The sequence below is a fragment of the Flagellimonas iocasae genome, from assembly GCF_042682725.1.
Taxonomy (GTDB): domain Bacteria; phylum Bacteroidota; class Bacteroidia; order Flavobacteriales; family Flavobacteriaceae; genus Flagellimonas; species Flagellimonas iocasae.
Genome location: NZ_JBHUHU010000005.1, coordinates 244,337 through 269,755, shown reverse-complemented (window position 1 = coordinate 269,755; position 25,419 = coordinate 244,337). Strand labels below are relative to the sequence as shown.

25 protein-coding genes are annotated in these 25,419 nt (G+C 41.6%); 14 read left to right on the top strand and 11 right to left on the bottom strand.

What is annotated here, in order from left to right; translation table 11 throughout:
* Positions 1-15: 15 nt before the first annotated feature.
* Positions 16-840 carry an SDR family oxidoreductase gene (locus tag ACFSJE_RS15305; protein ID WP_379831739.1) on the bottom strand — a complete coding sequence of 275 codons (825 nt, stop codon included), beginning with the start codon at positions 838-840 and terminating at the stop codon, positions 16-18.
* A 93-nt stretch (positions 841-933) separates the two neighbouring features.
* Between ACFSJE_RS15305 and ACFSJE_RS15300 the strand changes: the two genes are divergently transcribed.
* A complete protein-coding gene (locus ACFSJE_RS15300) occupies positions 934-1,296 on the top strand; it encodes a winged helix-turn-helix transcriptional regulator (protein ID WP_379831738.1) in 363 nt (120 codons plus the stop codon).
* A 197-nt stretch (positions 1,297-1,493) separates the two neighbouring features.
* Here the strand turns inward: ACFSJE_RS15300 and ACFSJE_RS15295 are convergent, their stop codons facing one another.
* Together ACFSJE_RS15295 and pepT are read right to left on the bottom strand one after the other, a co-directional pair.
* Positions 1,494-2,084, bottom strand: coding sequence for a YdeI/OmpD-associated family protein (locus ACFSJE_RS15295; RefSeq protein WP_379831736.1), 591 nt, complete (start codon positions 2,082-2,084; stop codon positions 1,494-1,496).
* Between the two features lie 2 nt (positions 2,085-2,086).
* Positions 2,087-3,316 (bottom strand): peptidase T, encoded by a 1,230-nt coding sequence (pepT, locus tag ACFSJE_RS15290; protein ID WP_379831735.1) that lies wholly within the window; start codon positions 3,314-3,316, stop codon positions 2,087-2,089.
* A gap of 99 nt (positions 3,317-3,415) precedes the next feature.
* Here pepT and ACFSJE_RS15285 point away from each other — a divergent pair, with 99 nt between their 5' ends.
* The 6 genes from ACFSJE_RS15285 (at position 3,416) to ACFSJE_RS15260 (ending at position 8,303) form a co-directional block, all read left to right on the top strand.
* The gene (locus ACFSJE_RS15285) at positions 3,416-3,835 is read left to right on the top strand and encodes a hypothetical protein (RefSeq protein WP_379831734.1); all 420 of its coding nucleotides are present in this window, start codon (positions 3,416-3,418) and stop codon (positions 3,833-3,835) included.
* A gap of 54 nt (positions 3,836-3,889) precedes the next feature.
* Positions 3,890-4,945 carry a quinone-dependent dihydroorotate dehydrogenase gene (locus ACFSJE_RS15280; protein ID WP_379831733.1) on the top strand — a complete coding sequence of 352 codons (1,056 nt, stop codon included), beginning with the start codon at positions 3,890-3,892 and terminating at the stop codon, positions 4,943-4,945.
* Between the two features lie 92 nt (positions 4,946-5,037).
* Positions 5,038-5,901, top strand: coding sequence for a hydroxymethylglutaryl-CoA lyase (locus tag ACFSJE_RS15275; protein WP_379831732.1), 864 nt, complete (start codon positions 5,038-5,040; stop codon positions 5,899-5,901).
* A gap of 121 nt (positions 5,902-6,022) precedes the next feature.
* Positions 6,023-7,201 (top strand): hypothetical protein, encoded by a 1,179-nt coding sequence (locus tag ACFSJE_RS15270; protein ID WP_379831731.1) that lies wholly within the window; start codon positions 6,023-6,025, stop codon positions 7,199-7,201.
* A 77-nt stretch (positions 7,202-7,278) separates the two neighbouring features.
* Positions 7,279-7,809: an FMN-binding protein gene (locus ACFSJE_RS15265; protein WP_379831730.1), complete on the top strand. Its 531-nt coding sequence runs from the start codon at positions 7,279-7,281 to the stop codon at positions 7,807-7,809.
* Positions 7,809-8,303: a hypothetical protein gene (locus ACFSJE_RS15260; RefSeq protein WP_379831729.1), complete on the top strand. Its 495-nt coding sequence runs from the start codon at positions 7,809-7,811 to the stop codon at positions 8,301-8,303. Before ACFSJE_RS15265 ends, ACFSJE_RS15260 begins: the two co-directional genes overlap by 1 nt.
* A gap of 8 nt (positions 8,304-8,311) precedes the next feature.
* Here the strand turns inward: ACFSJE_RS15260 and ACFSJE_RS15255 are convergent, their stop codons facing one another.
* The gene (locus tag ACFSJE_RS15255) at positions 8,312-8,662 is read right to left on the bottom strand and encodes a DUF6686 family protein (protein ID WP_379831728.1); all 351 of its coding nucleotides are present in this window, start codon (positions 8,660-8,662) and stop codon (positions 8,312-8,314) included.
* 144 nt (positions 8,663-8,806) lie between these two features.
* Here ACFSJE_RS15255 and guaB point away from each other — a divergent pair, with 144 nt between their 5' ends.
* Positions 8,807-10,279, top strand: coding sequence for an IMP dehydrogenase (guaB, locus tag ACFSJE_RS15250; RefSeq protein ID WP_379831727.1), 1,473 nt, complete (start codon positions 8,807-8,809; stop codon positions 10,277-10,279).
* Positions 10,280-10,313: 34 nt separating this feature from the next.
* The gene (locus ACFSJE_RS15245) at positions 10,314-11,939 is read left to right on the top strand and encodes a hypothetical protein (protein ID WP_379831726.1); all 1,626 of its coding nucleotides are present in this window, start codon (positions 10,314-10,316) and stop codon (positions 11,937-11,939) included.
* A 10-nt stretch (positions 11,940-11,949) separates the two neighbouring features.
* On the opposite strand, the gene ACFSJE_RS15240 is transcribed toward ACFSJE_RS15245, so the two are convergent.
* Complete coding sequence (locus tag ACFSJE_RS15240; RefSeq protein WP_379831725.1) at positions 11,950-12,465, bottom strand: thioredoxin family protein; 516 nt, start codon at positions 12,463-12,465, stop codon at positions 11,950-11,952.
* Positions 12,466-12,558: 93 nt separating this feature from the next.
* Positions 12,559-13,797 (bottom strand): diaminopimelate decarboxylase, encoded by a 1,239-nt coding sequence (gene lysA, locus ACFSJE_RS15235; RefSeq protein WP_379831724.1) that lies wholly within the window; start codon positions 13,795-13,797, stop codon positions 12,559-12,561.
* A gap of 161 nt (positions 13,798-13,958) precedes the next feature.
* On the opposite strand from lysA, the gene ACFSJE_RS15230 reads away from it, so the two are divergent.
* From ACFSJE_RS15230 to ACFSJE_RS15215, 4 genes are all read left to right on the top strand, one after another.
* On the top strand, positions 13,959-14,597 hold the full coding sequence (locus ACFSJE_RS15230) for an LON peptidase substrate-binding domain-containing protein (protein WP_379831723.1): 639 nt from the start codon (positions 13,959-13,961) through the stop codon (positions 14,595-14,597).
* A gap of 129 nt (positions 14,598-14,726) precedes the next feature.
* Positions 14,727-15,920: an ADP-forming succinate--CoA ligase subunit beta gene (sucC, locus tag ACFSJE_RS15225; protein WP_379831722.1), complete on the top strand. Its 1,194-nt coding sequence runs from the start codon at positions 14,727-14,729 to the stop codon at positions 15,918-15,920.
* 218 nt (positions 15,921-16,138) lie between these two features.
* Positions 16,139-16,540: a TerB family tellurite resistance protein gene (locus ACFSJE_RS15220; RefSeq protein ID WP_379831721.1), complete on the top strand. Its 402-nt coding sequence runs from the start codon at positions 16,139-16,141 to the stop codon at positions 16,538-16,540.
* Positions 16,541-16,659: 119 nt separating this feature from the next.
* A complete protein-coding gene (locus ACFSJE_RS15215; protein ID WP_379831720.1) occupies positions 16,660-17,085 on the top strand; it encodes an Hsp20/alpha crystallin family protein in 426 nt (141 codons plus the stop codon).
* Positions 17,086-17,184: 99 nt separating this feature from the next.
* Here the strand turns inward: ACFSJE_RS15215 and ACFSJE_RS15210 are convergent, their stop codons facing one another.
* From ACFSJE_RS15210 to ACFSJE_RS15190, 5 genes are read right to left on the bottom strand one after another with little or no spacing between them, the layout of a single operon-like run.
* The gene (locus tag ACFSJE_RS15210; protein ID WP_379831719.1) at positions 17,185-18,720 is read right to left on the bottom strand and encodes a M20/M25/M40 family metallo-hydrolase; all 1,536 of its coding nucleotides are present in this window, start codon (positions 18,718-18,720) and stop codon (positions 17,185-17,187) included.
* Positions 18,717-20,702 (bottom strand): excinuclease ABC subunit UvrB, encoded by a 1,986-nt coding sequence (gene uvrB, locus ACFSJE_RS15205; RefSeq protein WP_379831718.1) that lies wholly within the window; start codon positions 20,700-20,702, stop codon positions 18,717-18,719. Before uvrB ends, ACFSJE_RS15210 begins: the two co-directional genes overlap by 4 nt.
* Positions 20,703-20,751: 49 nt before the next feature.
* The gene (locus ACFSJE_RS15200; protein ID WP_379831717.1) at positions 20,752-22,488 is read right to left on the bottom strand and encodes a T9SS type B sorting domain-containing protein; all 1,737 of its coding nucleotides are present in this window, start codon (positions 22,486-22,488) and stop codon (positions 20,752-20,754) included.
* A 27-nt stretch (positions 22,489-22,515) separates the two neighbouring features.
* Positions 22,516-23,349, bottom strand: coding sequence for an ABC transporter permease (locus tag ACFSJE_RS15195; RefSeq protein WP_379831716.1), 834 nt, complete (start codon positions 23,347-23,349; stop codon positions 22,516-22,518).
* A gap of 11 nt (positions 23,350-23,360) precedes the next feature.
* Positions 23,361-24,257, bottom strand: a complete 897-nt coding sequence (locus ACFSJE_RS15190; RefSeq protein ID WP_379831715.1) for an ABC transporter ATP-binding protein — start codon at positions 24,255-24,257, stop codon at positions 23,361-23,363.
* Between the two features lie 74 nt (positions 24,258-24,331).
* On the opposite strand from ACFSJE_RS15190, the gene ACFSJE_RS15185 reads away from it, so the two are divergent.
* Complete coding sequence (locus ACFSJE_RS15185) at positions 24,332-25,408, top strand: hypothetical protein (RefSeq protein ID WP_379831714.1); 1,077 nt, start codon at positions 24,332-24,334, stop codon at positions 25,406-25,408.
* The last annotated feature ends 11 nt before the right edge of the window (positions 25,409-25,419 follow it).

Here is a 25,419-nt window from a genome sequence, read left to right as displayed (position 1 = left end):
TTTTGATTATAAAAATTATACTGTAGGAATGGTTCCACCATCAATTACAAATTCTGTTCCTGTCAGATAATTGGCTCTTGGCGAAACTAAAAAACCAACCAATTCAGCAATTTCATCGGGCTGGGCGGGTCTGCCAAAAGGTATTCCGCCTAAACCATCCATTACGGATTGTGTGGCTTGTTCAATGGTTATGTTTGAACTTTCTGCTATTCGCTCCATCATTGCTTTTGATGAGGAAGTATTTATCCACCCTGGCGAAACAGTTAATACGCGAATACCTTTTGGAGCAACTTCATTGGATAAATTTTTACTGTAATTCAATAAACCCGCCTTTGCAGATGCATAAGGCAAAGTACTGTCGTACAAAGGCAATTTTGCTTGAATGGAAGCGATATGAATGATAACGCCATTTTTATTTTCTACCATTTTGGGTAAAAATCCACGGTCTAACCGAACTGGTGCAAGCAAATTGGTTTGAATGGAATGTTCCCAATCTTCATCTGTTAACGCTTCAAAGCCGCCACCTTTTGTTTCTGAACCTCCAAGGTTATTTATCAGAATATCAAGTTTATCATAGTTTTTTAAAACTACCTTAACTACTTTTTTTGTTCCATCAGACTTACTTAAATCTGCTGAAATAAAATGTAGATTTTGGTTTTTCTTTTCGGGTTCATTTCTTGCAGTTATTATGACGGTTGCACCTGCTTGTATAAGTCTTTCAGCTATTGCTTTTCCTGCACCTTTTGTGCCTCCTGTTACCAGGGCTGTTTTTCCTGATAATTCGTTGTTGAAATTAAACTGCTCCATTTGAATAAATATTTTAGGGCAAAATTCTATCATATAAACAGTTTATACAATTACGGAAAATCGAATTGCATAGGGATAAATTTTTCCCCTATAGTACAATTTGGTACATAGTACTAAATTTGTCCTATGAAAAATAGAAAAATACCATTGAACCTAAATTGTGGACTTGATTTAATTGGTGAAGTACTTTATGGAAAATGGAAAATTCGTTTGCTATGGTTTATTAATGAAGGTCATAAACGACCAAGCGAACTGCAACGTAAAATTCCTGATGCTTCAAGAAGAGTATTAAACATTCAGTTGAATGAATTGATACAGCACGAATTAGTTACAAAGAAAATATACCCCGTTGTTCCACCCAAGGTTGAGTATTCTCTAACTGATTTTGGGTTAACTCTAATTCCTGTGATTTCAGCTTTAGGGGATTGGGGAGATAAAAATGAAGAACACTTACGAAATATCATTATGCAAACATTTGAAAATTTATAAGTTTAATAAATCTGTCATTTGTCTATTCTCATCACTATGTTTCGTTTGCCGCTAACTATTAAGCCAAACGTCGTTTTAATGACGCTTTAGCGACAGATACCTGCCTGTCGGCAAACATGAGTGAAGTTAGCGTTTTCTCGGTAGAAAATCCAGATGGAATTTATCAGACCCTTTGTGGATTGATAAATATCAAAAACCTACCGATACCCATCATTCAACCCAATCCCTTTTTCAATCATGGGCAGGATTTTATCCAGTCGGCGTAGCTTGGTGGCTTCTTGTTTGGCTTCAGCAATATATTCACAGAACTCTTTTTGTTTGTAGGGAGTAAAGGTTGCAAAAGCAGTTTTTAGCGTAGTGTTTTTGGCCAATTCGGTTTGAAGTAGTTCGGGGATGGTCACTTCAGTGGTCTTTTCAGCCTTTACTTCCAATCCTTTTTTCTGGTTGTCCAACGCCTCGTTCATGTAGGCCAATACCTCTTTCTCATCAATTTCTTCCAAAGATTGAAATTTCCAGTGACGCATGCCTTTGGTTTTACCCTCTTGGGCATTTTCCAACACTTTCTTTGGGTCTTTCAGAAAAACGCCATTAAAGAACCAAACCCCAAAATGATGCTTGAACTTACAAATGCCAAACACATTCTTCCCATCAATGGTATACACCGGAATACGCCATTTAAGGTCTTCTTGGGCTTCCGTTTTTTCCGCAAGTTTTCGGAGTTGAGCTAAACCTTGTTTAAAAGTGTGCTCATCTTGATAATAGGCTTCAAGTTTTTCTGATTTTTCCACAACTACTTGATTTGACTAGCTGTAAGTTCGCAAATTTTTACGATAACCCTCACCGCTTTCTCCATACTTTCCAAAGGAACATACTCATACTTTCCATGAAAATTATGGCCCCCAGCAAAAATATTGGGACAGGGCAGTCCCATAAAACTCAATTGGGAGCCATCCGTTCCCCCACGAATGGGTTTAATGATTGGGGCTATGCCAACTCGTTTCATGGCTTCTTCGGCAATTTCCACAATATGGAAAACGGGCTCCACTTTCTCCCGCATGTTACGGTACTGGTCTTCAATATCGAGTGTAATGTAATCACCATGCTTTTTGGTCAACTTTTCGGTGATGTCTTCCAGCATTTCTTTACGAGCTTTAAATTGGATAGCATCATGGTCCCGAATAATAAGCTCTATTTCCGCATTTTCGATTTCCCCCTTGATCTTACTCACATGAAAAAAGCCTTCCATACCTTCGGTATGTTCCGGAACTTCCCGGGGAGGCATAAGACTTAGAAATTCATTGGCAATTCTTATCGCGTTCACCATTTTGTTTTTGGCATAACCTGGGTGAACACTTTTACCTTTAATGATAATCTTCGCTTTAGCGGCATTGAAATTCTCATACTCCAATTCACCCACTTGGCTGCCATCCATGGTATAGGCCCAATCCGCTCCGAATTTTTTAACATCAAACTTGTGCGCACCCCTACCGATTTCCTCATCGGGGGTAAAGGCAATCCGTATTTTACCATGTTTGATTTCCGGATGCTTCACCAAGTATTCCATGGCAGTAACAATTTCGGCAACTCCGGCCTTGTCATCGGCTCCTAACAATGTATTCCCATCCGTGGTGATCAAGGTTTGTCCTTCATATTGGAGAAGGTCCTCAAAATAATCTGGCGATAGCACTATGTTTTTGGCCTTATTGAGCACAATGTCCTTGCCATCATAATTTTCAACGATTTGTGGTTTCACATTTTTCCCGCTGAAATCCGGAGAGGTGTCCATATGACTTATAAACCCTATCGTTGGCACTTTTTTATCCGTATTGCTGGGCAAGGTGGCCATGATATAGGCATTTTCATCAATGGATACTTCCTGCAACCCAATTTGATGCAGTTCCATCACCAGTTTTTTGGCCAGGGTCCATTGCTTTTCGGTACTGGGCGTGGTTTTGGAATAAGGGTCGCTTTGGGTATCGGTGGTTACGTAGTCAAGAAATCGGGGTAGTAGTTGTTCCATGATTGGTGTTTGATCAAAAATAATGCATATTCAATAGCCATTTTAACCATCTAAACACTTTTACTGTTATCTTTCGCTGTTTTTCAAACCCCACATGCATTGAAAACCGTTGTTTTTTCTCTTTTTTTACTATTGAATTTCTCGGCTTTTGCCCAAGATGATTGCCTTTTGGGTATCGGAGGAAAGGATGATGAGGTCATTGCCGAGGTTTTTCAGCTCAATGACGAACAGCAAGAGAAGCTGCGAAATTGGAGTGCCGAACTCAAAATTAGAAACGGAATATTAAAGGAGAAGGCTGATTTTCTGATAAAAAAACATGAAGAAAGCTCAATAGAAGAACTGTTAAAGGTTTCGCCTGAATACGGGAATATTTTGGATAGTATGAAACAAAATGTCCGAATGATGGACAAAAGACTGCTCGCTACACTGAATCCAAAACAATATGAGTTCTATATGGAACTCTGCAGCAAACTTACTTTGCGACCCATCTATATAGATAGGTCGGTTGACGAAAAATGAATCTTTTCCTAAATACTGTTTTAAGACTTTTTATTTTTGTGCAAAATTAATTGAATGTATAAAATCCTCATTCGTCCAATTCTCTTTTTATTAGACGCTGAAGCCGCACACCATTTTTCTTTTTGGGCTATTGGGATACTTTCAAAATTAGGGTTTGGACCCTTGTTCAGAAAGGCATTTGAGGTGCAGGATCCCAAATTGGAACGCGAGGTCTTTGGGTTGAAATTCAAGAATCCCGTAGGTCTAGCCGCCGGTTTTGATAAGGATGCGAAACTCTACAATGAATTTTCAAATTTTGGATTTGGTTTTGTTGAGATAGGCACGTTGACCCCTAAGCCGCAGCCCGGGAATCCCAAAAAGCGTTTGTTCCGATTGCGGGAAGACAAGGCTATCATCAACCGGATGGGATTTAATAATAAAGGGGTTTTTGAAGCCGTTGAGGAATTGAAGAAGCATCATCGGGTAATCATTGGCGGTAATATTGGGAAAAATAAAGTCACCCCGAATGAAGAGGCCATCAAGGATTACTTGATTTGTTTTGAGGCGCTATTTGACTACGTGGATTATTTTGTGGTCAATGTGAGCTCACCCAACACACCAGGACTTCGGGAACTTCAAGATAAAGAACCCTTGACCAAATTGCTGAAAAAATTAAAAAATCAAAACAGCAAACAGGCCAAGAAATCAAAAAAGAAAGAAAAACCCATCCTATTAAAGATAGCTCCGGACCTCACAGATGCACAGCTTTTGGATATTATTGATATTGTTGCGGAAACCAAAATTGATGGCGTCATTGCAACCAATACCACCATTGCCAGAAACGGGCTAAAAACGCCGTTGTTTATCGCTGAAGAAAAAGGAGGATTAAGCGGTAAGCCGCTAACCCAACGAAGTACCGAAGTGATTCATTTTTTAGCAGAAAAAAGCAACAAAGCGTTTCCGATTATTGGGGTAGGAGGTATCCATTCACCACAAGATGCCTTGGAAAAGCTGGAGGCAGGCGCGGATTTGGTCCAACTCTACACCGGATTTATCTATGAAGGCCCCGGACTTATCAAAAAAATCAATAAAGCCATTTTGGAAGGAAAAGCGGAATCTTCATCCAAATAGTTGTACAGTAAAAGCGCAAAGCATCCTGAAAACCCGCAGCCTATATTTTTCAATTGCTATCAGATAAATAATGGTAATTTTACGGTCGGCCTATGTCAAAGATAAAGCTCATAGAATGTCCACGAGATGCCATGCAGGGCATCAAAACCTTCATTCCTTCAACGGAAAAGGCAAGGTATATTCAATCCCTTTTGGGCTGTGGTTTTGATACCATTGACTTTGGGAGTTTTGTTTCTCCCAAGGCTATTCCGCAAATGCAGGATACTGCTGAAGTCCTTGATTTGTTGGATTTGTCCAAGACCAAAAGTAAGCTTCTGGCCATTGTGGCCAATATTAGGGGCGCTGAGGATGCGTGTCAGCACAACGCCATTGATTATCTGGGGTTTCCTTTTTCCATTTCCGAGAACTTTCAAATGCGGAATACCCACAAGACAATTAACCAGTCGGTTGAAACGCTGCAAGGCATATTGGAGCTTGCCAACAAACACAATAAAGAAGTGGTAACCTATATTTCTATGGGGTTCGGAAATCCATACGGAGACCCTTGGGATGTGGAGATTGTAGGGGAGTGGACCGAAAAATTGGCAGCGATGGGCACCAAGATTTTATCGCTCTCTGACACCATCGGGAGTTCAACCCCAGAGGTGATTGATTACTTGTTTTCCAATTTGATTCCGAAATATCCAGCTATTGAATTTGGCGCCCATTTGCATACAACCCCAACAAAATGGCACGAAAAAGTTGACGCGGCATACAAGGCCGGCTGTAGACGCTTTGATGGAGCTGTGCAAGGATTTGGCGGATGCCCTATGGCCAAGGACGAGCTTACTGGAAACATGCCAACCGAAAAAATGCTTTCCTACTTCACTGCTTCAAAGGCAGATACGGGCGTAAACTGGATGGTTTTTGAGGCCGCTTACAACAAGGCCACTGAACTTTTTTCGGCCTACCACTAGAAATTCTTAACAAGAAATGAGGTTAAATGTTAAAATCTAAAATTTATTTAAACCAAGTCTAAATAAATTTGTTTGGTTTGAGAGGTGAAAATATATTTGCCGCACAATTACTCAAACAATCATGAAACAACTAACTATTCTTTCAGCACTTTTGTGCACAGTCTTTTCTATTGCACAAACCAAAACAGATTCCATTCAACTTGACCCACAGAAGCAAATCAACGCAGCACAACGCTTGCTTTCTGGTAATTATGCATCAGCAGTTACTGTGGGAGCCTATGGCGAAATGCTCTACAATCAGCCTGAAGCGCAAAATGGGGAATTGGATGTACAACGATTAGTCCTCCTTTTTGGATATCGATTTGATGATCGTACCCAATTTGTTACGGAAGTTGAATTTGAACATGTAGAGGAAGTCTTTGTGGAACAGGCTTTTGTAAACTACAACGCAGCGCCTAATTTAAATATTAGAGGTGGTTTAATGTTGGTTCCCATGGGTATCATCAATGAGTTTCACGAACCCACAACTTTTAATGGCACCGAGCGTCCAGCGATGGACAATGCCATTGTGCCCACTACATGGCGTGAGCTTGGGGTAGGGGTAACAGGAAGGTTCAATTCCATTTCATTGGGATATCAGGCCTATATTTTTAATGGATTCAAATCAACAGAAGCTGATGGCGAAGGAGGTGTGGCCGGAATGTTGAGTGGCTCCAGCGGACTTCGTGGCGGAAGACAGAAAGGGATTCAATCCACCATTGACAGTCCTAACCTATCCACCAAATTGGATTACTATGGCATTCTAGGTCTTCGATTGGGTTTTTCAACCTACTTCGGTCGTACACAAGCCGAGGACGATGTTGAACAATTTGATGGCGCTGATATAGGTATCGCCATGTTAGGTTTTGATGCACGATATGCGTATCAACAATTTACCGCTCGTGGGCAATTTATCCATGCCTCGCTCTCAGATACTGACGATTACAATGACCTCACAGGAAGTAATCTTGGCAGTGCATTGCAAGGCTGGTATTTGGAAGGTGCCTATAATGTTCTTCCCGTAGGGAAGCGTCAAAAATTGTTTGCATTTGCTCGTTATGAAACCTACAATACGCATGCAGATACGGAGGGAGGGTTAATGGCAAATGAAGCTTATGATCGAACCGATGTTACTACTGGATTGACCTATCATATAGCACCCGGTGTTGTGGTGAAGGGAGACTATCAATTTAGAAGTAATGCTGCAGATGATAGCGATGTGGCGGACCAACTTAACTTTGGTATAGGGGTCTGGTTTTAAACGGCGTATATTGGATTCAATAGGAGTAATCGTTCTTTGAATTATTCCTATTGAGTCTAAATTAATATATTTGATGTATGAAACAGTTAAACGGTACGGCTTTGGTTCTTGTTTTGTTTATAGTGTTCGGATTTACCTTTCCGACCAATGTAAACAAAAGGGTATTGAAGGAAATCGAGAAGACCTTTGAGGTAACCGATTTTAAGATGGAGCCCATTGTAGTTTCAGATGATTTGAATGCCCAACTTCCCGCCAAAATTTCCAGGGAAAATCTATATCGTGTTCAGGGTAATCAATCTCTTTTGGGTTACGCGTTTATGGATCAGGCACCGAGTAAAACGGCCGCTTTTGATTATTTGGTGTTGTTTGATGCCAATGTAAAGGTCATCAATACCAAGGTTTTGGTCTATCGTGAAGAATATGGTGGGGAAATTGGCAGCAAGCGATGGTTAAAACAATTTGAGGGAATGACAGGGGGGAACCGGGTTAGCAGCGAAACCAATATTGATGTCATTTCAGGAGCTACAATCTCTGTCAATTCAATGACTAAAGCTATGGATGAACTTTTTCAGACCATCGGAATACTCCAGGAAAAAGGGAAATTATAATGGAATACAATGGATTATTGCCTCATTTTCCACGGGAAATCCGATTATTTATAGCAGCATTCGTAGTCATTCTTTCTGTTGGATTTTTTACAGGATTGCTATTCATCAATGAAACCGAATCCAATACCCCAACCGGAATTGAAGAGAATTATTTGGGAAACGAAGAAGATGAAGACGCCGAAGTAATGAAATTCAAAAAGGGCGATAGGGAAATGCTCACCATTGTCCATACCCATATTCTTTCCATGTCCCTAATTTTCTTTTTGTTGGGTGGATTGGTGTGGATGACCCGATGCTCCAAAAAATGGAAACTCTTCTTGACAATTGAGCCATTTCTATCCGTTATTTTAACTTTTGGCGGAATTTATTTGATGTGGAAGGGCATTTTGTGGTTCAAGTATATCGTAATCTTTTCTGGAATTTTGATGACGCTCACCTTTACAGGATCCGCTTCTTTGGTGCTCTGGCAATGTCTAAAACCTGCTAGAAAATAGCGAAGCGTTTAGTTTTCAATGAATCGGTAGTCGATATCGCTATATTCCAATAGTTTTACATGGGGCTTTTTAAAGGAGAGCAGATGTAAAATTTCGTAGACCTCCTCCTTATTGACCAAAATGATAAAATGTTTTTTTCCGACTGAAATAGGGATTTTTCGCTTTTGTGTCCAATGTTTCAACTGATTCTCCCAGTAGGGGATATCCAAGTCATCCACATATTCCTTAAAAGCTTCCAACTCCCATTCATACAATTCAAAACATAGGTTGTTGAAAATCAACTGAAAAAGTTTTGTTCGATTGCAAAAGGTCAATATGCCATTCTTGGATTGGCTCAAAATGTGTAGGGAACTGCACATAAATTCTAGGTTTGGCATAAAGATATTAATTATTTATAATAAGTCTAAATAAAAACAAATAGAATCTATTTCACTCCAAATAAGGATGGGATAGGAATCAATTAAAATAGTGGTATATTTGCACGCAATTAATCCGTAATTGCAATGGAAGCCCACCTAAATAAAATTGTTGGCGAAGGACTTACTTATGATGATGTTCTTCTTGTGCCAGCATATTCCGAAGTACTCCCAAGAGAAGTTAACATTCAATCCAAATTTACAAGGAACATTACCATTAATGTGCCCATCGTTTCAGCGGCCATGGATACCGTTACCGAGTCGCGAATGGCCATTGCCATGGCCCGTGAAGGCGGTATTGGTGTGCTCCACAAGAACATGACCATTGAGCAACAGGCGATGAAAGTCCGAAAGGTGAAGCGTGCCGAAAGCGGTATGATCATGGATCCTGTAACCCTTCCGTTGGATTCTTTGGTGCGAGATGCCAAGGCGAACATGAAAGAGCACAGCATCGGGGGAATTCCCATAGTGGATGCCAATAAGAAGCTCATCGGAATTGTCACCAACCGGGACCTTCGTTTCGAGAAAAACGATATGAGACCTATTGCTGAGGTGATGACTTCGGAAAATTTGGTCACTGTAGGGGAAGGCACATCCTTGCAACAAGCTGAAGTGATTCTTCAAGAAAACAAGATTGAAAAACTCCCGGTGGTCAACGACAAAGATGAACTGATAGGGCTGATTACCTTCAGGGACATCACTAAACTTACCCAAAAACCTATTGCGAATAAAGACCAATATGGACGTTTGCGCGTTGCTGCAGCCGTTGGGGTAACCGCAGATGCTGCGGATAGGGCAGGAGCCTTGGTTGCCGCTGGTGTGGATGCCATTATTATTGACACAGCCCATGGGCACACCAAAGGTGTTGTCGGTATTTTAAAAGAAGTCAAAAAGAATTTCCCTGAGTTGGAAGTTGTGGTTGGTAACATTGCCACAGCCGAAGCAGCCAAGTATTTGGTTGAAGCTGGTGCCGATGCCGTTAAGGTTGGGATTGGTCCAGGTTCCATTTGTACCACCCGTGTGGTGGCTGGAGTTGGTTTTCCACAGTTCTCCGCAGTATTGGAAGTAGCTGCTGCCATTAAAGGTTCAGGCGTTCCTGTTATTGCCGATGGTGGAATCCGATACACTGGAGATATTCCCAAAGCGATTGCCGCTGGAGCCGATACAGTAATGCTGGGCTCTTTACTAGCTGGAACCAAAGAATCCCCAGGCGAAACTATCATTTACGAAGGTCGGAAGTTCAAATCCTACCGTGGTATGGGCTCTGTGGAAGCCATGAAGCATGGTAGTAAGGACCGTTATTTCCAAGATGTGGAAGACGACATCAAAAAATTGGTTCCTGAGGGAATTGTGGGACGTGTACCTTACAAAGGTGATTTATACGAAAGCATGCACCAATTTATTGGCGGACTCCGTGCTGGAATGGGCTATTGTGGTGCTCAAGATATTGCCACTTTAAAGGAGAGTGGTCGCTTTGTGAAGATTACCTCCAGTGGTATCCATGAAAGTCACCCGCACGATGTCACCATCACCAAGGAAAGCCCGAATTATAGTAGGTAGTTCTCATTTTCATTTGAAAGAATAAACTTACCATTTGTCTAAAAAAACTTTGGTTTTTAGATGTAGAGGGGTATTCTTGCCGTACCATTCGTTACCAATTATGAGATACTTTTCAATTTTGACGGTTGCATTTTATTTGTTGATTTCCTGTAGTTCCAGTGAAGATTCAGGTCCAGTATCGTCGGATAAAGTAAAGATTGAATTTGAGGGCATACCCTATACTATTGAGGTTTCAACGAAAGTGGATATCTTAATCCAAAGTGAAACAAATGTATCCTCTACGCTTTACATTAATGATATTGAAGTTTCAAAATCCAATAACAAAAGCATCTCCTTCACCATAGATCCGTTTGACTATCCCTTGGGAGCAAACACTTTAAAAATTGTTTCTATTGACCAAGAGGGTAACAAGTCAGAACTTGCACAATCTTTTACATTAAAGCGATTGTTATGCAAGCTAAATAGGGTTTGGGGGCATTGCGATTTTGTCGCGGTTCATACATTGGATGGTAAACTCGTGGAATACAAAAGCTATGACGGAACACCAATTTCATTTTATGCGGACGATGATTACGACCGTCAGAATTTGGTGGTAACATCTTATCAGCTTAACACGATTGATAATAGAACCAACATAACTTCATATTTTGATGTTGAGCCAGGAACAGAAAATTTAGGCGGCGATGAATATATTGAAGAGTTTTGGCTGGGTAGGCCCAGTTATGGAAATACCCAAACAGAAATCCAGTTATCAACCCCATCCGGAACAGGTTTGATTTCTAGCCCTAGTGGCGTATTAATAGCGCCAAATGGAAACTTAATATTTACTTCCGTATCCGACGGGTCTCATAATTTTTTATATGAGGAGAATAGCACAGAGGATTTTTTCTTGTTCTCTGTTTTATTAGCAAATCCAACATTTGAAAATAAATACGTAAAACTTGGATTGGACGACTTTTTGAATGACAATTATAGTGCAGAAGACTTCTTGCCAATTGAAAACTTTAAAGAGGTTGCCATAGAAAACATAGATGAGTTAACATATTATAGTGTAAGAGCTTATGAAAATTATGAGGCAGTTGAAAATATTAGGTTTCATGTGATTAATTATGATGATTTCCGTCTTTCACCACTTACACAAAGTTCTACTATCAGGACACCTCTATTCGATGATTTTGAAATTTATCGGGCGGAGTTCATTGCCCCAATGACAAATAATGCTAGGATTTGGGCCAAAAAACAGATAAATCCGGAGGATGTAACAATAGACTTGCCATTAATGAATTTAACGAAAAATTCGGGTAATCTGACTTTTACAGGAGATACAGCATACACGTTTTCTGAATTGACATATACCGGTTATCTGGATAATGGTTCAGGGAATTATACTAATTTTCGTTGGAATGTTTATCAAAAGTTCAATAATGAAATCAGCTTGGTGGGATTGGAAATCGAACATCCTCAAGAGATTTTGGAGTATATGAATTTGACCGAAGTTGCCAATCTTTCAAATTCGGACCCAGGCATAAACACCCTATATTGTTCTCTACATCTTTATGAAAAGGAAGTGGTTTTTAAAAATATGATGTTCGGTCCAGGATATTATTCAAATCAGAAAGGGGATCAATACATTTATTCCTTTCCTGATTTTCTACAATAGCTTTGAGAAACTATTTCCCAGCATACGTCTGCCAGTCCTTGTCCTTATAGATGTTGTCACCGAAATAACGGGCAATTTGCATGAATGGCTCCACTTTTTGGTAGCCGGGAACGGGAGAGAGCATTTGTAATTTCTCATCCAGAAAAACTACGGTAGGATAGCTCAATTTACCTTGCAAAAGAGCGGCGGCCAATTCGTGGTATCCATTTCTTCCAGAAGGAACAAACTTAAAGGTCTTTCCTTGAAATTCGATGGGGTCCTTACCTTCCGCATCCAATTTTACCATATAGAAATTGTCCTGCATGTATTTGGAAACATCAGGATGTTGAAACGTATCCTTGTCCATCTTCTTGCACCATCCACACCAATCGGTATAGACGTCTATAAAGATTTTTTTGGGCTGTGCATCTGTTTGTGAGAGTTCAACGGCCTCTTCCCAAGAAATCCAAGTGATATCTTGGGCCTGGGATTGAAATCCTACAAATAGTAGAAAAAATACGCTGATTTGGGTAAAAAGGGTACGCATAGTCGAGTTTTTGATATTGGTCTCACGACCAATACAAAACTAACGAAAATTATGCCAAAAAAGTATGAAACCCAATAACTATGGTGTTCGAGGCTACTTTACCGCTTCCTTTTTGGGGACTTCGAACAATTCTTTGACATCCACTTGATTTCTAAGGATGTCATCAAACGTTTCGCGTTCCCGAATCAAATGCGCTTTGCCATTGTACCAAAGTACTTCGGCAGGTCTATATCTGGAGTTGTAGTTGCTGGCCATGGTAAAACAGTAGGCGCCGGCATTTCTAAAACAAAGAATATCACCCTCAGAAATTTCATTGATCCTACGGTTGCTGCCAAACGTATCCGTTTCACAAATGTAACCTACTACGGAGTAGTAACGTTCCCTACCTTGTGGGTTGGAAATATTCACGATTTCATGGTTGGCACCATAAAGCATAGGTCGAATCAAATGGTTGAAACCAGAATCAATGCTCGCAAATACAGTGGAAGTAGTTTGTTTTACCACATTCACTTTGGCCAAGAAGTGCCCGGCTTCACTCACCAAGAACTTTCCGGGTTCAAACGCCAAGGTCAAGTTTTTGCCATATTCCTCACAGAATTGGTTGAATCGCTTGGTCAATTTTTTACCCAATTCCTCAATGTTGGTCTGAATATCCCCAGCCTTGTAGGGTACCTTGAACCCACTACCAAAGTCGATGAATTCCAAATCCTTGAAGTTTTTGGCCGTTTCAAACAAGATTTCAGAAGCATATAGGAACACATCAATATCCAAAATATCGCTTCCGGTGTGCATGTGAATACCGTTGATATTCATATTGGTCAATTCCACAATGCGCAATAAATGCGGAATTTGATGGATGCTGATTCCAAATTTGGAATCGATATGACCCACTGAAATTTTGGAGTTTCCTCCCGCCATAACATGCGGATTGATTCGGATGCAAACAGGAATATCCGGATGCTTGCTACCAAACTGTTCCAAAATGGAAAGGTTGTCAATGTTCACTTGAACCCCAAGTGCTGCAGCTTCCTCTATTTCTTCCAGAGAAACCCCGTTTGGTGTATAAATGATGGACTCGGGTTTAAATCCGGCCATCAGGCCTAATTTCACCTCTTGCACGGAAACGGTATCCAAACCGCTTCCCAAATGGTTCATTAGCCTTAGAATGCTTATGTTTGACAACGCTTTGGCGGCATAGTTCAAACGTAATTGTGGGACCCCTTCAAAAGCCTTCGTCAATCTTTGGTATTGCGAAGCTATTTTGTCGGCATCATATACATAGAGCGGAGCTCCATACTGCTCCGTAAGTTTTAATAGGTCTTTGGAGTTCATTGTGCTTAGTCTTTCGCGCAAATCTACAGTAACTACGCGGGTTGTACAAGAATTAAAAACAAATTCATTTATTTGTAACAAATTGTTTCAAAACCAACAATCAAGCGAAAACATACTTGCTCTTTTGGATTTGGGATTGTACATTTAGGCAAACTTCAACAATGAAATTACCCTTATTTCCACTACAATCGGTTTTCTATCCGGGCGAAACAGTGCCCCTTCATATCTTTGAAGAGCGCTATAAACAGTTGATCAATGACTGTAGGAAGGAGGCTATTACCTTTGGAATACCGGTTTTCATCAATAATATGATGTCTTATGGAACCGAGGTGCAGTTGGTTGAAGTGGTGAACACCTATAAAAATGGCGAAATGGATGTCGTCTGCGTGGGAAGACAAGTGTTCAAGGTGCTTTCTTTTGAAAGTCAAATGGATGGAAAGCTTTACTCCGGCGGAGAAGTACAGTTCTTGGAGGTTGAGAATGATGCCGACGAAGACCTTCGGCAGGAAGTGTTGCAAAAGGTTGAAGTATTGTATGATCTTATGGATGTTCCCTTCACCAAGACCTCACCGAAGCAGTTCAATAGCTATTCCTTGGCCCACAAAATGGGACTTTCCTTTGAGCAGGAGTATGAATTGCTTCAGATTTCCAACGAAAAAGATCGTTTGTTGTACATCAAGGAGCATTTAGATTCCACAACGTCTTTGTTGAGCCAAGTGAACCGTACCAAAGCCGTCATTGAAATGAACGGTCATTTCAAGAATTTTGACCCGCTGGACTTTGAGGATTTTAAAATATAGCAGGTGATTTGTTACGAAATTTGCCTCCTTTCTCTGGGGCAGCCAATCTAGAGGCAATTAATCCCCTTTCACCTAGAATTTGTCGGCGGGGTTTTCTATTTTTGTCGGCAAACAAAAGTTAATTCACAGATGAATCTTCACGAATATCAAGGAAAAGAAATTTTGGCCAGCTTTGGGGTTAGGATCCAACGTGGAATCGTGGCCCGAAATGCAAAGGAAGCGGTTGATGCCGCAAAACAACTTACACAAGAAACCGGAACCGGATGGCACGTAATTAAGGCGCAAGTTCATGCAGGTGGTCGTGGTAAAGGTGGCGGTGTAAAATTGGCCAAAAACTTGAAAGAAGTTGAAGAGTTGGCAGGTAGCATCATCGGAATGAACCTAATTACCCCGCAAACTTCTGCGGAAGGTAAAAAAGTACATCAAGTATTGGTGGCCGAGGATGTGTATTATCCGGGTGACAGCGAAACCAACGAGTTTTATATGTCCGTTTTGTTGAACAGAGCCACGGGTAGAAACATGGTGATGTACTCTACCGAAGGTGGTATGGATATTGAAGAGGTTGCTGAAAAGACCCCTCACTTAATTTTTACCGAAGAAATTGATCCGGGAACTGGACTTTTACCATTTCAGGCGAGACGAATTGCCTTTAACTTAGGCTTGTCGGGAACGGCTTTTAAAGAGATGGTAAAATTCGTGTCCGCCCTTTACAAAGCATACGAAGAAAGTGATGCCAGTTTGTTTGAAATCAATCCGGTGTTGAAGACATCTGACGATAAGATCATGGCCGTGGATGCCAAGGTATCCATTGATGATAACGCACTTTACCGAAGAAAGACTTATGCTGAAATGCGTGATCTTCGCGAAGAAAACCCTATTGAGGTTGAAGCTCGTGAGGTTGGATTGAACTATGTGGACTTGGATGGAAACGTAGGTTGTATGGTAAATGGAGCTGGATTGGCCATGGCTACTATGGATTTGATTAAAATGGCTGGTGGAGAACCTGCAAACTTCTTGGATGTTGGAGGTACTGCCGATGCCAAAAGGGTAGAAGAGGCTTTCCGCATCATTTTGAAGGATCCTAACGTAAAGGCGATACTGATCAACATTTTTGGTGGTATTGTTCGTTGCGACCGCGTAGCGCAAGGTGTTGTAGATGCCTACAAAAACATGGGTGATGCCATTCAAGTGCCGATTATTGTTCGTCTTCAAGGTACCAACGCTGAATTGGCCAAAGAAATCATAGACAATTCTGGATTGGCCGTGCATTCTGCCGTTCAGTTCCAGGAAGCTGCCGATAAAGTAAAAGAGGTATTGAGCTAATAACCGCTCCTCCTTTAAAAGATAAGGGCAACGTTTTTTTAACGTTGCCCTTTTTGTTTTTTCCTATTGACGATTTAAGTAGAGCTTGAGCACAATCATCCTAAAGTCCAAGAAACTTTTTTCAGATTATGGGTGGGCACCTAATTTTAGGATTATTAGTGTACTAAAATAGGCTGTTTTGGAGTTATCTATACTGAAGTTACATCAAAACCAAACCCATGGGCACCTACGAGGAAAAATTGAGCATTCTTTCCGAAATGATCTCCTTTGCCAGAGTGGACCATTCCTTAAAGGAATCGGAGTATGGTTTTTTGCTTAAAGTAGCTTCAAATCTCGGCATAGATAAAGAGACTTTTGATGGGTTGCTGAAAGAGCGTTCGCCTAAAGTGGTTTTAAAATCCCAGGCGGAGCGTATTGTGCAGTTTCACCGACTATTGCTCTTAATGAATGTCGACCGTGAACAGCATAAAAAGGAAGTGGACACACTCTATAACATTGGACTCAGAATGGGGCTCCCTCCAGCTGCAATCAGTCAGGTTTTGGAAGTGATGCATAACTACCCAAACAATGTCATTCCGCCAAATGTGCTCATCAATATCTTCAAGGCGCATTACAATTAGCGCCATTTTGACATAATATTTTGTTAAAAGCATGTCATATCGACATGAATTCAGCATTGGTACATGATTTGTCTTTTATAGGGTGATTTAGAAGTTTAACCTTATAAAATATAAAAGCCATGAGTTTAGTTAAAAGAAACAACTTGTTTTTTCCATCCTTGATGAACGATTTTATGGGACCCGATTGGTTCGGTGGAACCGAAAAATGGAATGCTTCAGTTCCTGCTGTAAATATCAAGGACAATGAAGAAGGTTTTGAATTGGAACTTGCCGTTCCTGGGGTAAAGAAAGATGATTTTACCGTAGAAGTGGATAATGATGTATTGACCATTTCCAGTGAGATGAAATCTGAAAACGAAGAAAACAAGGACAATTACACTAGAAAAGAATTCTCCTATTCTTCATTCAAGAGAGCCTTTACACTGCCCGAAACCGTGGATGGTTCTAAAATTGATGCCAAATACGAAGATGGAATATTGAAATTGACTTTGCCCAAAAAACAAGAGGCATTGCCAAAACCAAAGCGATTGATTTCAATCGGATAAAAAATTGAAGAGGACACCAACTTAGGTGTTTCATGATGGTTGATTAGTTGGTTAGTTTGTTTGCGCGCTCCTTCAGCAATGTAGGAGCGCGCTTTCGTTTTAATCCATCGGTTCCGTCAATACCGCCAAACAGGATATAATGCCCTCCAAATAATTACCAATTCGTAGGTTTTCATTTGGTGCGTGAATACTATTATCCGGATTGGGAATACGCAAGGCCACTCCGGGAACCCCAAGCGTATTGATGAACGGTGCAATGGGCTGGGACCCTCCAGTGGTGCGCATGTTCACAAATTTATCATCAAAAAGGCGGGTCATGGAGCGATTCAACATGCGACCCATGGAAGAATCAAAATCAGTGCGGAAGGGTTTGGACCCTAATTTATAAGTGAAGGAAGCCAATTTTGGGTATGTTGCCCGTTCTTCATCCGTGGGAATGGAATCCACCAGATGAAATCCATAATCCACCATGTATTGTTTCAGGGATTCCATCAACCGTTTTCCATCAGATTCAGGAACCAGTCGCATATCAATCTCTGCAACCACCTCGGATGGGATTATCGTTCGAACCTCTTTGCCCACCCAAGCTGCTTTTAGTCCTCTAACATTCAATGATGGATATTGCAAAGCTTCTTGATAGGTTTCGCCAACGTTATCAGGTTGGGAAATGCCAAGTTCCGTTTTGATGTCGTCCAAGTCTTCTGGAATTTGGTTGAGTTTTTTCTTTTCACTTTCTGAAAGCTTGATACCGTCATAAAATCCGGGAATCTGAACAATGCCGCCTTCGTTTTTTAAAGAACCCAGAAAGCGTGAGGCCTCAAAAACAGGGTTGGGAGCAAAATTCCCATACTGACCACTATGCAACGAATTTTTCGCACCGAAGAAGGTCAAAGTAGCCGTTGCAATTCCACGAGCACCATAGGTGAGCGTCGGTAAATTGGAAAGATGTCGGGTCCCGTCCATAATCAATATGCCATCTGCGGAAAGAAGGTCACCGAATTTTTCAACCACTTCTGGAAGGTCAGGGGAGCCCAATTCCTCCTGAAAATCCATGATTGCTTTAATGTTGTATTCTGGAACTTTCCCCAGATTTTCTAAAATTCGTAGCGCAGAAATAAATGACATTGCTGGCCCTTTTGAGTCCGATGCCGACCGGGCAAAAATGCGCCAATCCATATCCAAGGGCTTTTTATGGGTTTCGTACGGAATGATTTCCCATTCACCATTTGCGGTTTCTTGTTTTATGACGGGAAGATAAGGACTGGGTTGATGCCACTCCGTAGTATCCACAGGTTGCCCATCAATCTGCATATAAAAGAGCAGGGTCTTTGTGTTTTTTGGATATTTCTTTTCTGCAAAAAGTAGCGGAGCACCGTTGGTTTCCAATCGTTGGGTTTTAAATCCCATTTCTGAAAAAATAGTGACGCAGCGTTCTAAGTTGGCCTCAATTTGGTCAGGGTAATTCCCGTCATTTGGAATTTTAAGAAATTCCATCAAATTCTCAACGGCGACGGGTAACGCTCTTTTTGAAGCGACTTCAATCTGTTCCTTGGTAAGTTTTTGGGCATACATGCCCATGACCAATCCAAAATTAATAATGATGGTCAGAAAGAAGATGCGGTTGAAGGATTTCATGATTCTTGGAGTGATTTTATTTCATCCCGCAATTTGGCGGCTTCCATAAAGTTCAATTCCTTGGCCGCTTTTTCCATCGCTTTGCGTTTATCCCGAATCAATTTTTCTTTTTGGTCCTCAGTCAGGTATTCCAAATCGGGTTCGGCGGCGCGTAATTCTTCTTTTTGAAAGTGATAGGTGGATACAGAATTTTTTGCCAGTGCACTATCCAGACTTTTGTTCAATGCTTTTGGCGTGATATTGTTCTCTGTATTGTAGTTCAACTGTTTTTCCCTTCGATAGTTGGTCTCATCAATGGTTTTTTGCATGCTATCCGTAATGGTATCCGCATACATAATGGCCTTTCCGTTGAGGTTACGGGCCGCTCTCCCCACCGTTTGGGTCAAGGAACGGTTGCTTCGCAAGAAACCTTCTTTGTCCGCATCCAAAATGGCAACAAGGGAAACTTCGGGCAAGTCCAACCCTTCCCGTAACAGGTTTACGCCAATTAGCACATCGAAAATGCCTTTACGCAAATCCTGCATGATTTCAACGCGTTCCAAGGTATCCACATCACTGTGAATATAGCGACAGCGCACATCGATTCGCGCCAGATACTTGGCAAGCTCTTCAGCCATCCGTTTGGTTAGAGTGGTGACCAAGGTTCGTTCATCCAATTCTACACGTTGCTGGATTTCCTCCACCAAATCATCAATTTGGTTGGCGCTGGGCCGTACTTCAATAATGGGGTCCAAAAGACCCGTAGGTCGAATTACCTGCTCCACATATACCCCTTGACTCAGTTCCAATTCATAGTCCGCGGGGGTGGCACTTACATAAATTGTTTGGTTTTGCAAGGCTTCAAACTCTTCAAATTTCAAAGGTCGGTTGTCCATTGCCGCAGGCAGTCGGAACCCATATTCCACCAAATTTTCCTTTCTGGAACGGTCACCGCCGTACATCGCATGGACTTGCGGAATGGTTACGTGACTTTCATCAATCACCATTAAATAATCGTCTGGGAAATAATCCAGCAGGCAGAAGGGGCGTGTTCCAGGTTCCCGTCCATCCAAATAGCGGGAATAGTTTTCAATTCCGGAACAATACCCCAGTTCACGAATCATTTCCAAATCAAAATTGGTACGTTCTTCCAACCGCTTGGCTTCCAGAGGACGTCCAATTTCTTTAAAGTAATCGATTTGTTTCACTAGATCATCCTGAATCTGGCGGATGGCATTCTGAAGGATATCCGGAGAGGTCACGAACATGTTGGCCGGATAGATGTTCAGCGAATCATAAATTTCAATCACGTTGTTGTTGAACGGGTCCAACGCCTCAATTTCTTCAATTTCATCTCCAAAAAAATGGATTCGGAATGCATGGTCGGCATAGCCTGGGAATACATCCACCACATCGCCTTTCACCCTAAAATTTCCATTTCTAAAATCCGCCGTTGTTCTGGAATACAAGCTTTGAACGAGCTGTTTCAGGAATTTTGTGCGTGAAATGACCTGTTCCCTGTGGATGGAAATTACGTTCTTTTGAAACTCAACAGGGTTTCCAATACCATACAGACAAGAAACTGAAGCGACCACCAATACATCCCTTCGACCGGAAAGTAGGGAAGAGGTGGCGCTCAACCGCAATTTCTCGATATCCTCATTGATGGACAGGTCTTTTTCAATATACAATCCACTGGTGGGAATGTAGGCTTCGGGCTGGTAGTAATCGTAGTAGGATACAAAGTATTCCACCGCATTTTTCGGAAAAAATTGCTTGAACTCAGAATACAGCTGGGCCGCCAAAGTTTTGTTGTGTGCCAATACCAGCGTTGGTCGCTGCACGGACTCCACCACATTGGCCACCGTAAATGTTTTTCCGGAACCTGTTACTCCCAGTAGGGTCTGATGGCGCTCACCCGCCTCGATGCCCTCCACCAATTGTTTGATGGCCTGCGGCTGGTCACCCGTTGGTTTGAACTCTGATACTACCTGAAACTTCATTTGATAAAAATAGTAAAGGGAAGCACCAAATTAAAGCAAAGCGGAAAGATTATCGCTTGAGTGCAAAATGACCTTTGATTTCGCGGTTTGAATCATCAACAGCACGAAACCAATAGTTTCCGGCAGGCAGTGGGCGTCCTTGAAAATTCCCGTCCCAACCAAGTGAGTTTTGGGATATTTCCTTTAGGAATTGTCCATATCGATTAAAAATCCGGATGCTTCGCAGAACGATTGCCTCGCTATTTGGGGGTTGAATGAATTGCCAAAAATCATTGATGTTGTCCCCATTCGGAGTGAAAAATTTAGGGAATCCCTCAACTGTCAGGTCTTGGACAAAACTTTTCTCCGCAATGCCACAACCATTTTTATCCCGCACATAAAAGGTATGTGTACCGGGTTCCAGATTGCTAAAGACGTTGTCATCTGTATAGGGTCCGTCCCTGTTGTCCACGGCGTATTCAAAGTCACCGTCTCCAGCGGTTTCCACGATAATCTGTAATCGGTCCGTACCATTTCCAGCCACATTCAAACGGGAGATTTCGGGAGCTTCCGACGAGACCACTTGAAATTCTTGGGTTGTGGGACATTCAATGATATTTCCCGATTGGGAAACTAGGTTGTATGCTTCATATCGATAGTTACCATTTTCTTGAATGGAAACCTCATTGCTGTCTGAAATCACCGTCTCATTACCAAACTGGTCGATTTTATACCATCGGTAGCCATCGGCAACATCATTGGGAGTAAGAATCAATGGGGATTCATTTTCACAGAATGATAATGTCTCGGGAAAATCAATCTCTGGGTTCAAGGTTATAAATTCCCCTGAAGCGATATCCAAATAAGGCCCACAGCCCAAAAGTGTGGAAAAGCTTTCTTGGATACACCCTTGTGCCTCACCTGCATCATTAAAGGGAATAATGGTGATAAAAAAGGTCTGGTTGGGTACAAAATTTAGTACCGGGGTTGAATTTGAATAAAATGTGGCATTGTTCAAAATATCAGAGCCATCAGGGGTAGACCCAATGGTAATTCGGTATCCGGTGGCACCAGCAACCGCATTCCATTCCAATACAGGGGATAAAGGCACATTGACCTCACCGTTTTGGGGATAGATCATGTTGCTGCAACTGGGCAGAGGGGAAACCGCGCTGGTTGTAAAACTTTCCGATGAGCAACCCAAAGCTACTCCAATAGTGTTATATGGGGTTATGGTGACATAAATGGTTTGTTCAGAAGGAAGATCTCCCGGCGGATTGAAGCTGAGATTATTGCCCACATCAAAACTGTTTACAATGTCTGTTCCTCCTGCGATTGTTCCCAAACTCACATAATATCCGGTTGCGCCATATATATAATCCCATGAAATGGAAGAAGCCGGATTTATATCCATCGCCATATCTTGGGGAAAACTCATCTGTGTGCATAAGGGAGGTTGAGTAAGCGATTCTGTGGTAAAGCTTTGACTGCTGCAAATAACATCAGGTTGATTAAAGAAGAATAGGGTAATGGTTGCGAAAATTTCGGTGTTCTCGGGTAATCCTTTTGGTGGAGTGTAGCTGACTGCGTTACCCACATTTTGAGCGTTCAATAAATCGGTTCCTCCCGGTGTAGTGCCCAGTGAAAGAAGATAGGCAGTGGGTCCGGATGTAGCCTCCCAAGAAATGGTTGCATCCACACCCACATTGGTTGCACCATTGGTTGGAGCCAATAAATTTGGACATTGCTGGGCCTTTCCCAGAAGGGAAGCAAAAAGGACACCCAGAAAGAGCAATTTTTTTAACACTTGGGATGATTAAATCCCCTCAATATACTACAAATCGCGCTTTTTCAATAATGCGTAGGACAAGTAGATGAAAAGAGCCGTCCAAAAGATAACTATCAAAAACTCATACCAATAGGTGTGATAGTCGAACCGAAAGTTTTCCCCAATCTGGTCCCCAATATTCTGTACGGCAGAAAGCCGGGAACCCGGTTCCTTGATCAAGTTCATCATGGATTCCAGTGGGAAAAAGTCTTTCACCCTTTTTGCAGCGGGCCAGCTCATCACTTTCCAACCTAACAATCCAAAAACCACTTGTTCCAAAATGGTCCAAAGTATTAGGAAGCCAAGGGCAAAGGCCGATCGTTTAACCAAAATGCCCAGAAACAGACAAAAGGAGAAAAACCCGACCAGTTTAACGAAAAAGGCCAATAAAAATTCCAAATCGGAAAAAATGATGGACAGTTCGTTGTAATCTGAATAAACAAGGCCTAATATCATGGAAACCACAAATACAAAAACGGTTGATATCAGTGCAAATGAAATGACAGTCAATACTTTGGAGAGGATAAATTCTTTTTTGGAGAGGCCGTCAATCAGGTTTTGTTTGATGGTCTTGTTGCTATACTCATTGGACATCATAGAGACAATCACGATGGCCAAGAACAGTTTGAATATGGCGGCTACCCAAGTGTTGAAGTGCCAGATATACGGAAAATTAAAAATCCCTTGGTCGGCCAAGTGAAACTGTACAGGTCCGATATCGAACTTAATGGCGGCAATAAGCGCAATTGAGGTCAATAGCACAAAATAAGATATGATTAGCACCTTGCTGGCTCTGTTGTTCCAGAGTTTTATGAATTCTATTTGGAGTAGACGTACCATTCGTTTTTTGATTAGTTGTTTTTGGTCAAGTTCAAAAATTGTTCTTCCAGACTTTCTTTTCTTTTGACCAAGTGGGAAAGGACAATACCCTTTTCAAACATTTGTTTGTTCAATTCTTCGGCGTCCATTTCTTCTTTTAAGTAGACGGTCAGTGTTCCGTTGAAGCTTTCAATTTTTCCGAAGCTGGCACTTTTTTCCAGAAGGGATTTGAGTTTTTCCATATCGGCTGTGCGTAATTCAAAAAAGCCATGACTGGCCATCATGCTGTCCACAGGGCCGGAATACAATTTTTCCCCTTTTCGAAGAATGACCACATGGGAACACACTTTTTCAACCTCGTCCAGTAGGTGCGAGGCCAAAAGGATTGTGGTTCCTTGATTTGCTATTTTTTTGATGATCTCCCTAATCTGATGGATGCCCTGCGGGTCCAACCCATTGGTGGGTTCATCCAGGATTAGGATTTCCGGTTCGTTGAGCAAGGCGGAGGCAATGGCCAAACGCTGCTTCATCCCCAGTGAATACGTCCTGAACTTGCTGTCTTTCCGGTCCCACAACCCAACCAATTCCAATTTTTCCTGAATTCGGGTCTCTGGGACTTCCTTGATTTTGCAGACCAACTTCAAGTTTTGAATGGCGGTCATATACGGATAGAAATTGGGTCGTTCAATAATGGCCCCCACTTTTTTCAATGCCTCATGGGTGGAGGTATTGCCATCGAACCAACTAAAATCACCCGACGTTCGGTTGACCACATTCAAAATAATGCCCAAAGTGGTTGATTTTCCACTTCCATTCGGGCCCAAAATACCATACACATTGCCCTTTTCTATAGTAAAGGACAGGTCTTTTACGGCGGTAAGAAGTCCAAATTTTTTGGTGAGATGATTTACGGTCAGTATAGTTTCCAAGACGGAATCGTTTTTTGATTTGTTTATAGTAACTTGACGAGGTATTCTAGAATTTGTTACAAAATAGGGAAAGAATGTCTGAGGAAAAATTGATGTCCAAGAAAAAACCGGCCTATCCGGTCCATAAAAAGTTGGACGCGTATTTGGACCGATACAACCGAAAAATAGAGATTCCCATTTTTTATGAGGATTTGCTACGGTTTTCTGGGTCGGTGGTGGTGTATGATGCGGATGGTGAGGATACGTTGTGGGTTCGGGTGTATTATTCGGATTCAGACCGTAAGGAAATCGATATGAGTCTAAAACAGGTGTATTCCATCCTGCATTCTGATGGTAGCAACCGGATTTTGGAATATCTGAATGTGGATGCAGTGGACTTTTGTACGTTTGGAAACTCCAAGCCCTTCCGTATCAAGGTGAGGAACATCTTGAACGACAACTACACCTATTTCTATGTAAAAAAGACGGATGCCTCCCGAATTTACGGTTTGGAATTGGAGCACATGCTCTCACCGTACAATTTGAACTTTTTGGTCTACAAGGATACACTCATTGAGGAACACATTGCAGGAATTCCGGGGGATGTTTTTATTAAGGACATGTTACCCAAATGCACAGAATCTGAAAAAGCCCAATTGGCCAAGGAGTTTGTAAAATTCAATGAGCGTTGCATGATTCGCTTGTTGGGAGACATGCGTTCCTACAACTATGTGATTGTACCAGTGCACGATTTTGATCATGTGGTTTATAAAATCAGGGCAATTGATTTTGACCAGCAAAGCTTTGAAGGTAAATTGAAGGTGTACCGTCCGCAGTTTTTCAAGGAAAATTATAAGATGGTGGAATTGGTACGTGATAAATTACTGAAAAGCTCCGTGGATCAATATAAGATTGAAGAACGGTCCATTGTGGCCAAACGGATTTTGAGTTCCGGGAATCGAATTAGACGCTTAATTTCAGCGGTTAAACCCGATACAATTTCCCTACCGGAAAATATTGAACGGCTAAAATTAGAAATCTACGAACTCACCAAGGACATGGATTTTAAAAAGAGCACCACAATGGGTGAAGTACTGTCACTTGCCCTGGATTTCGTAAAACGAAATTACGAAGATGTCAGTATGAAACAGATTATGGAAAAAAAGTTTTAAGTGCTCAGTTT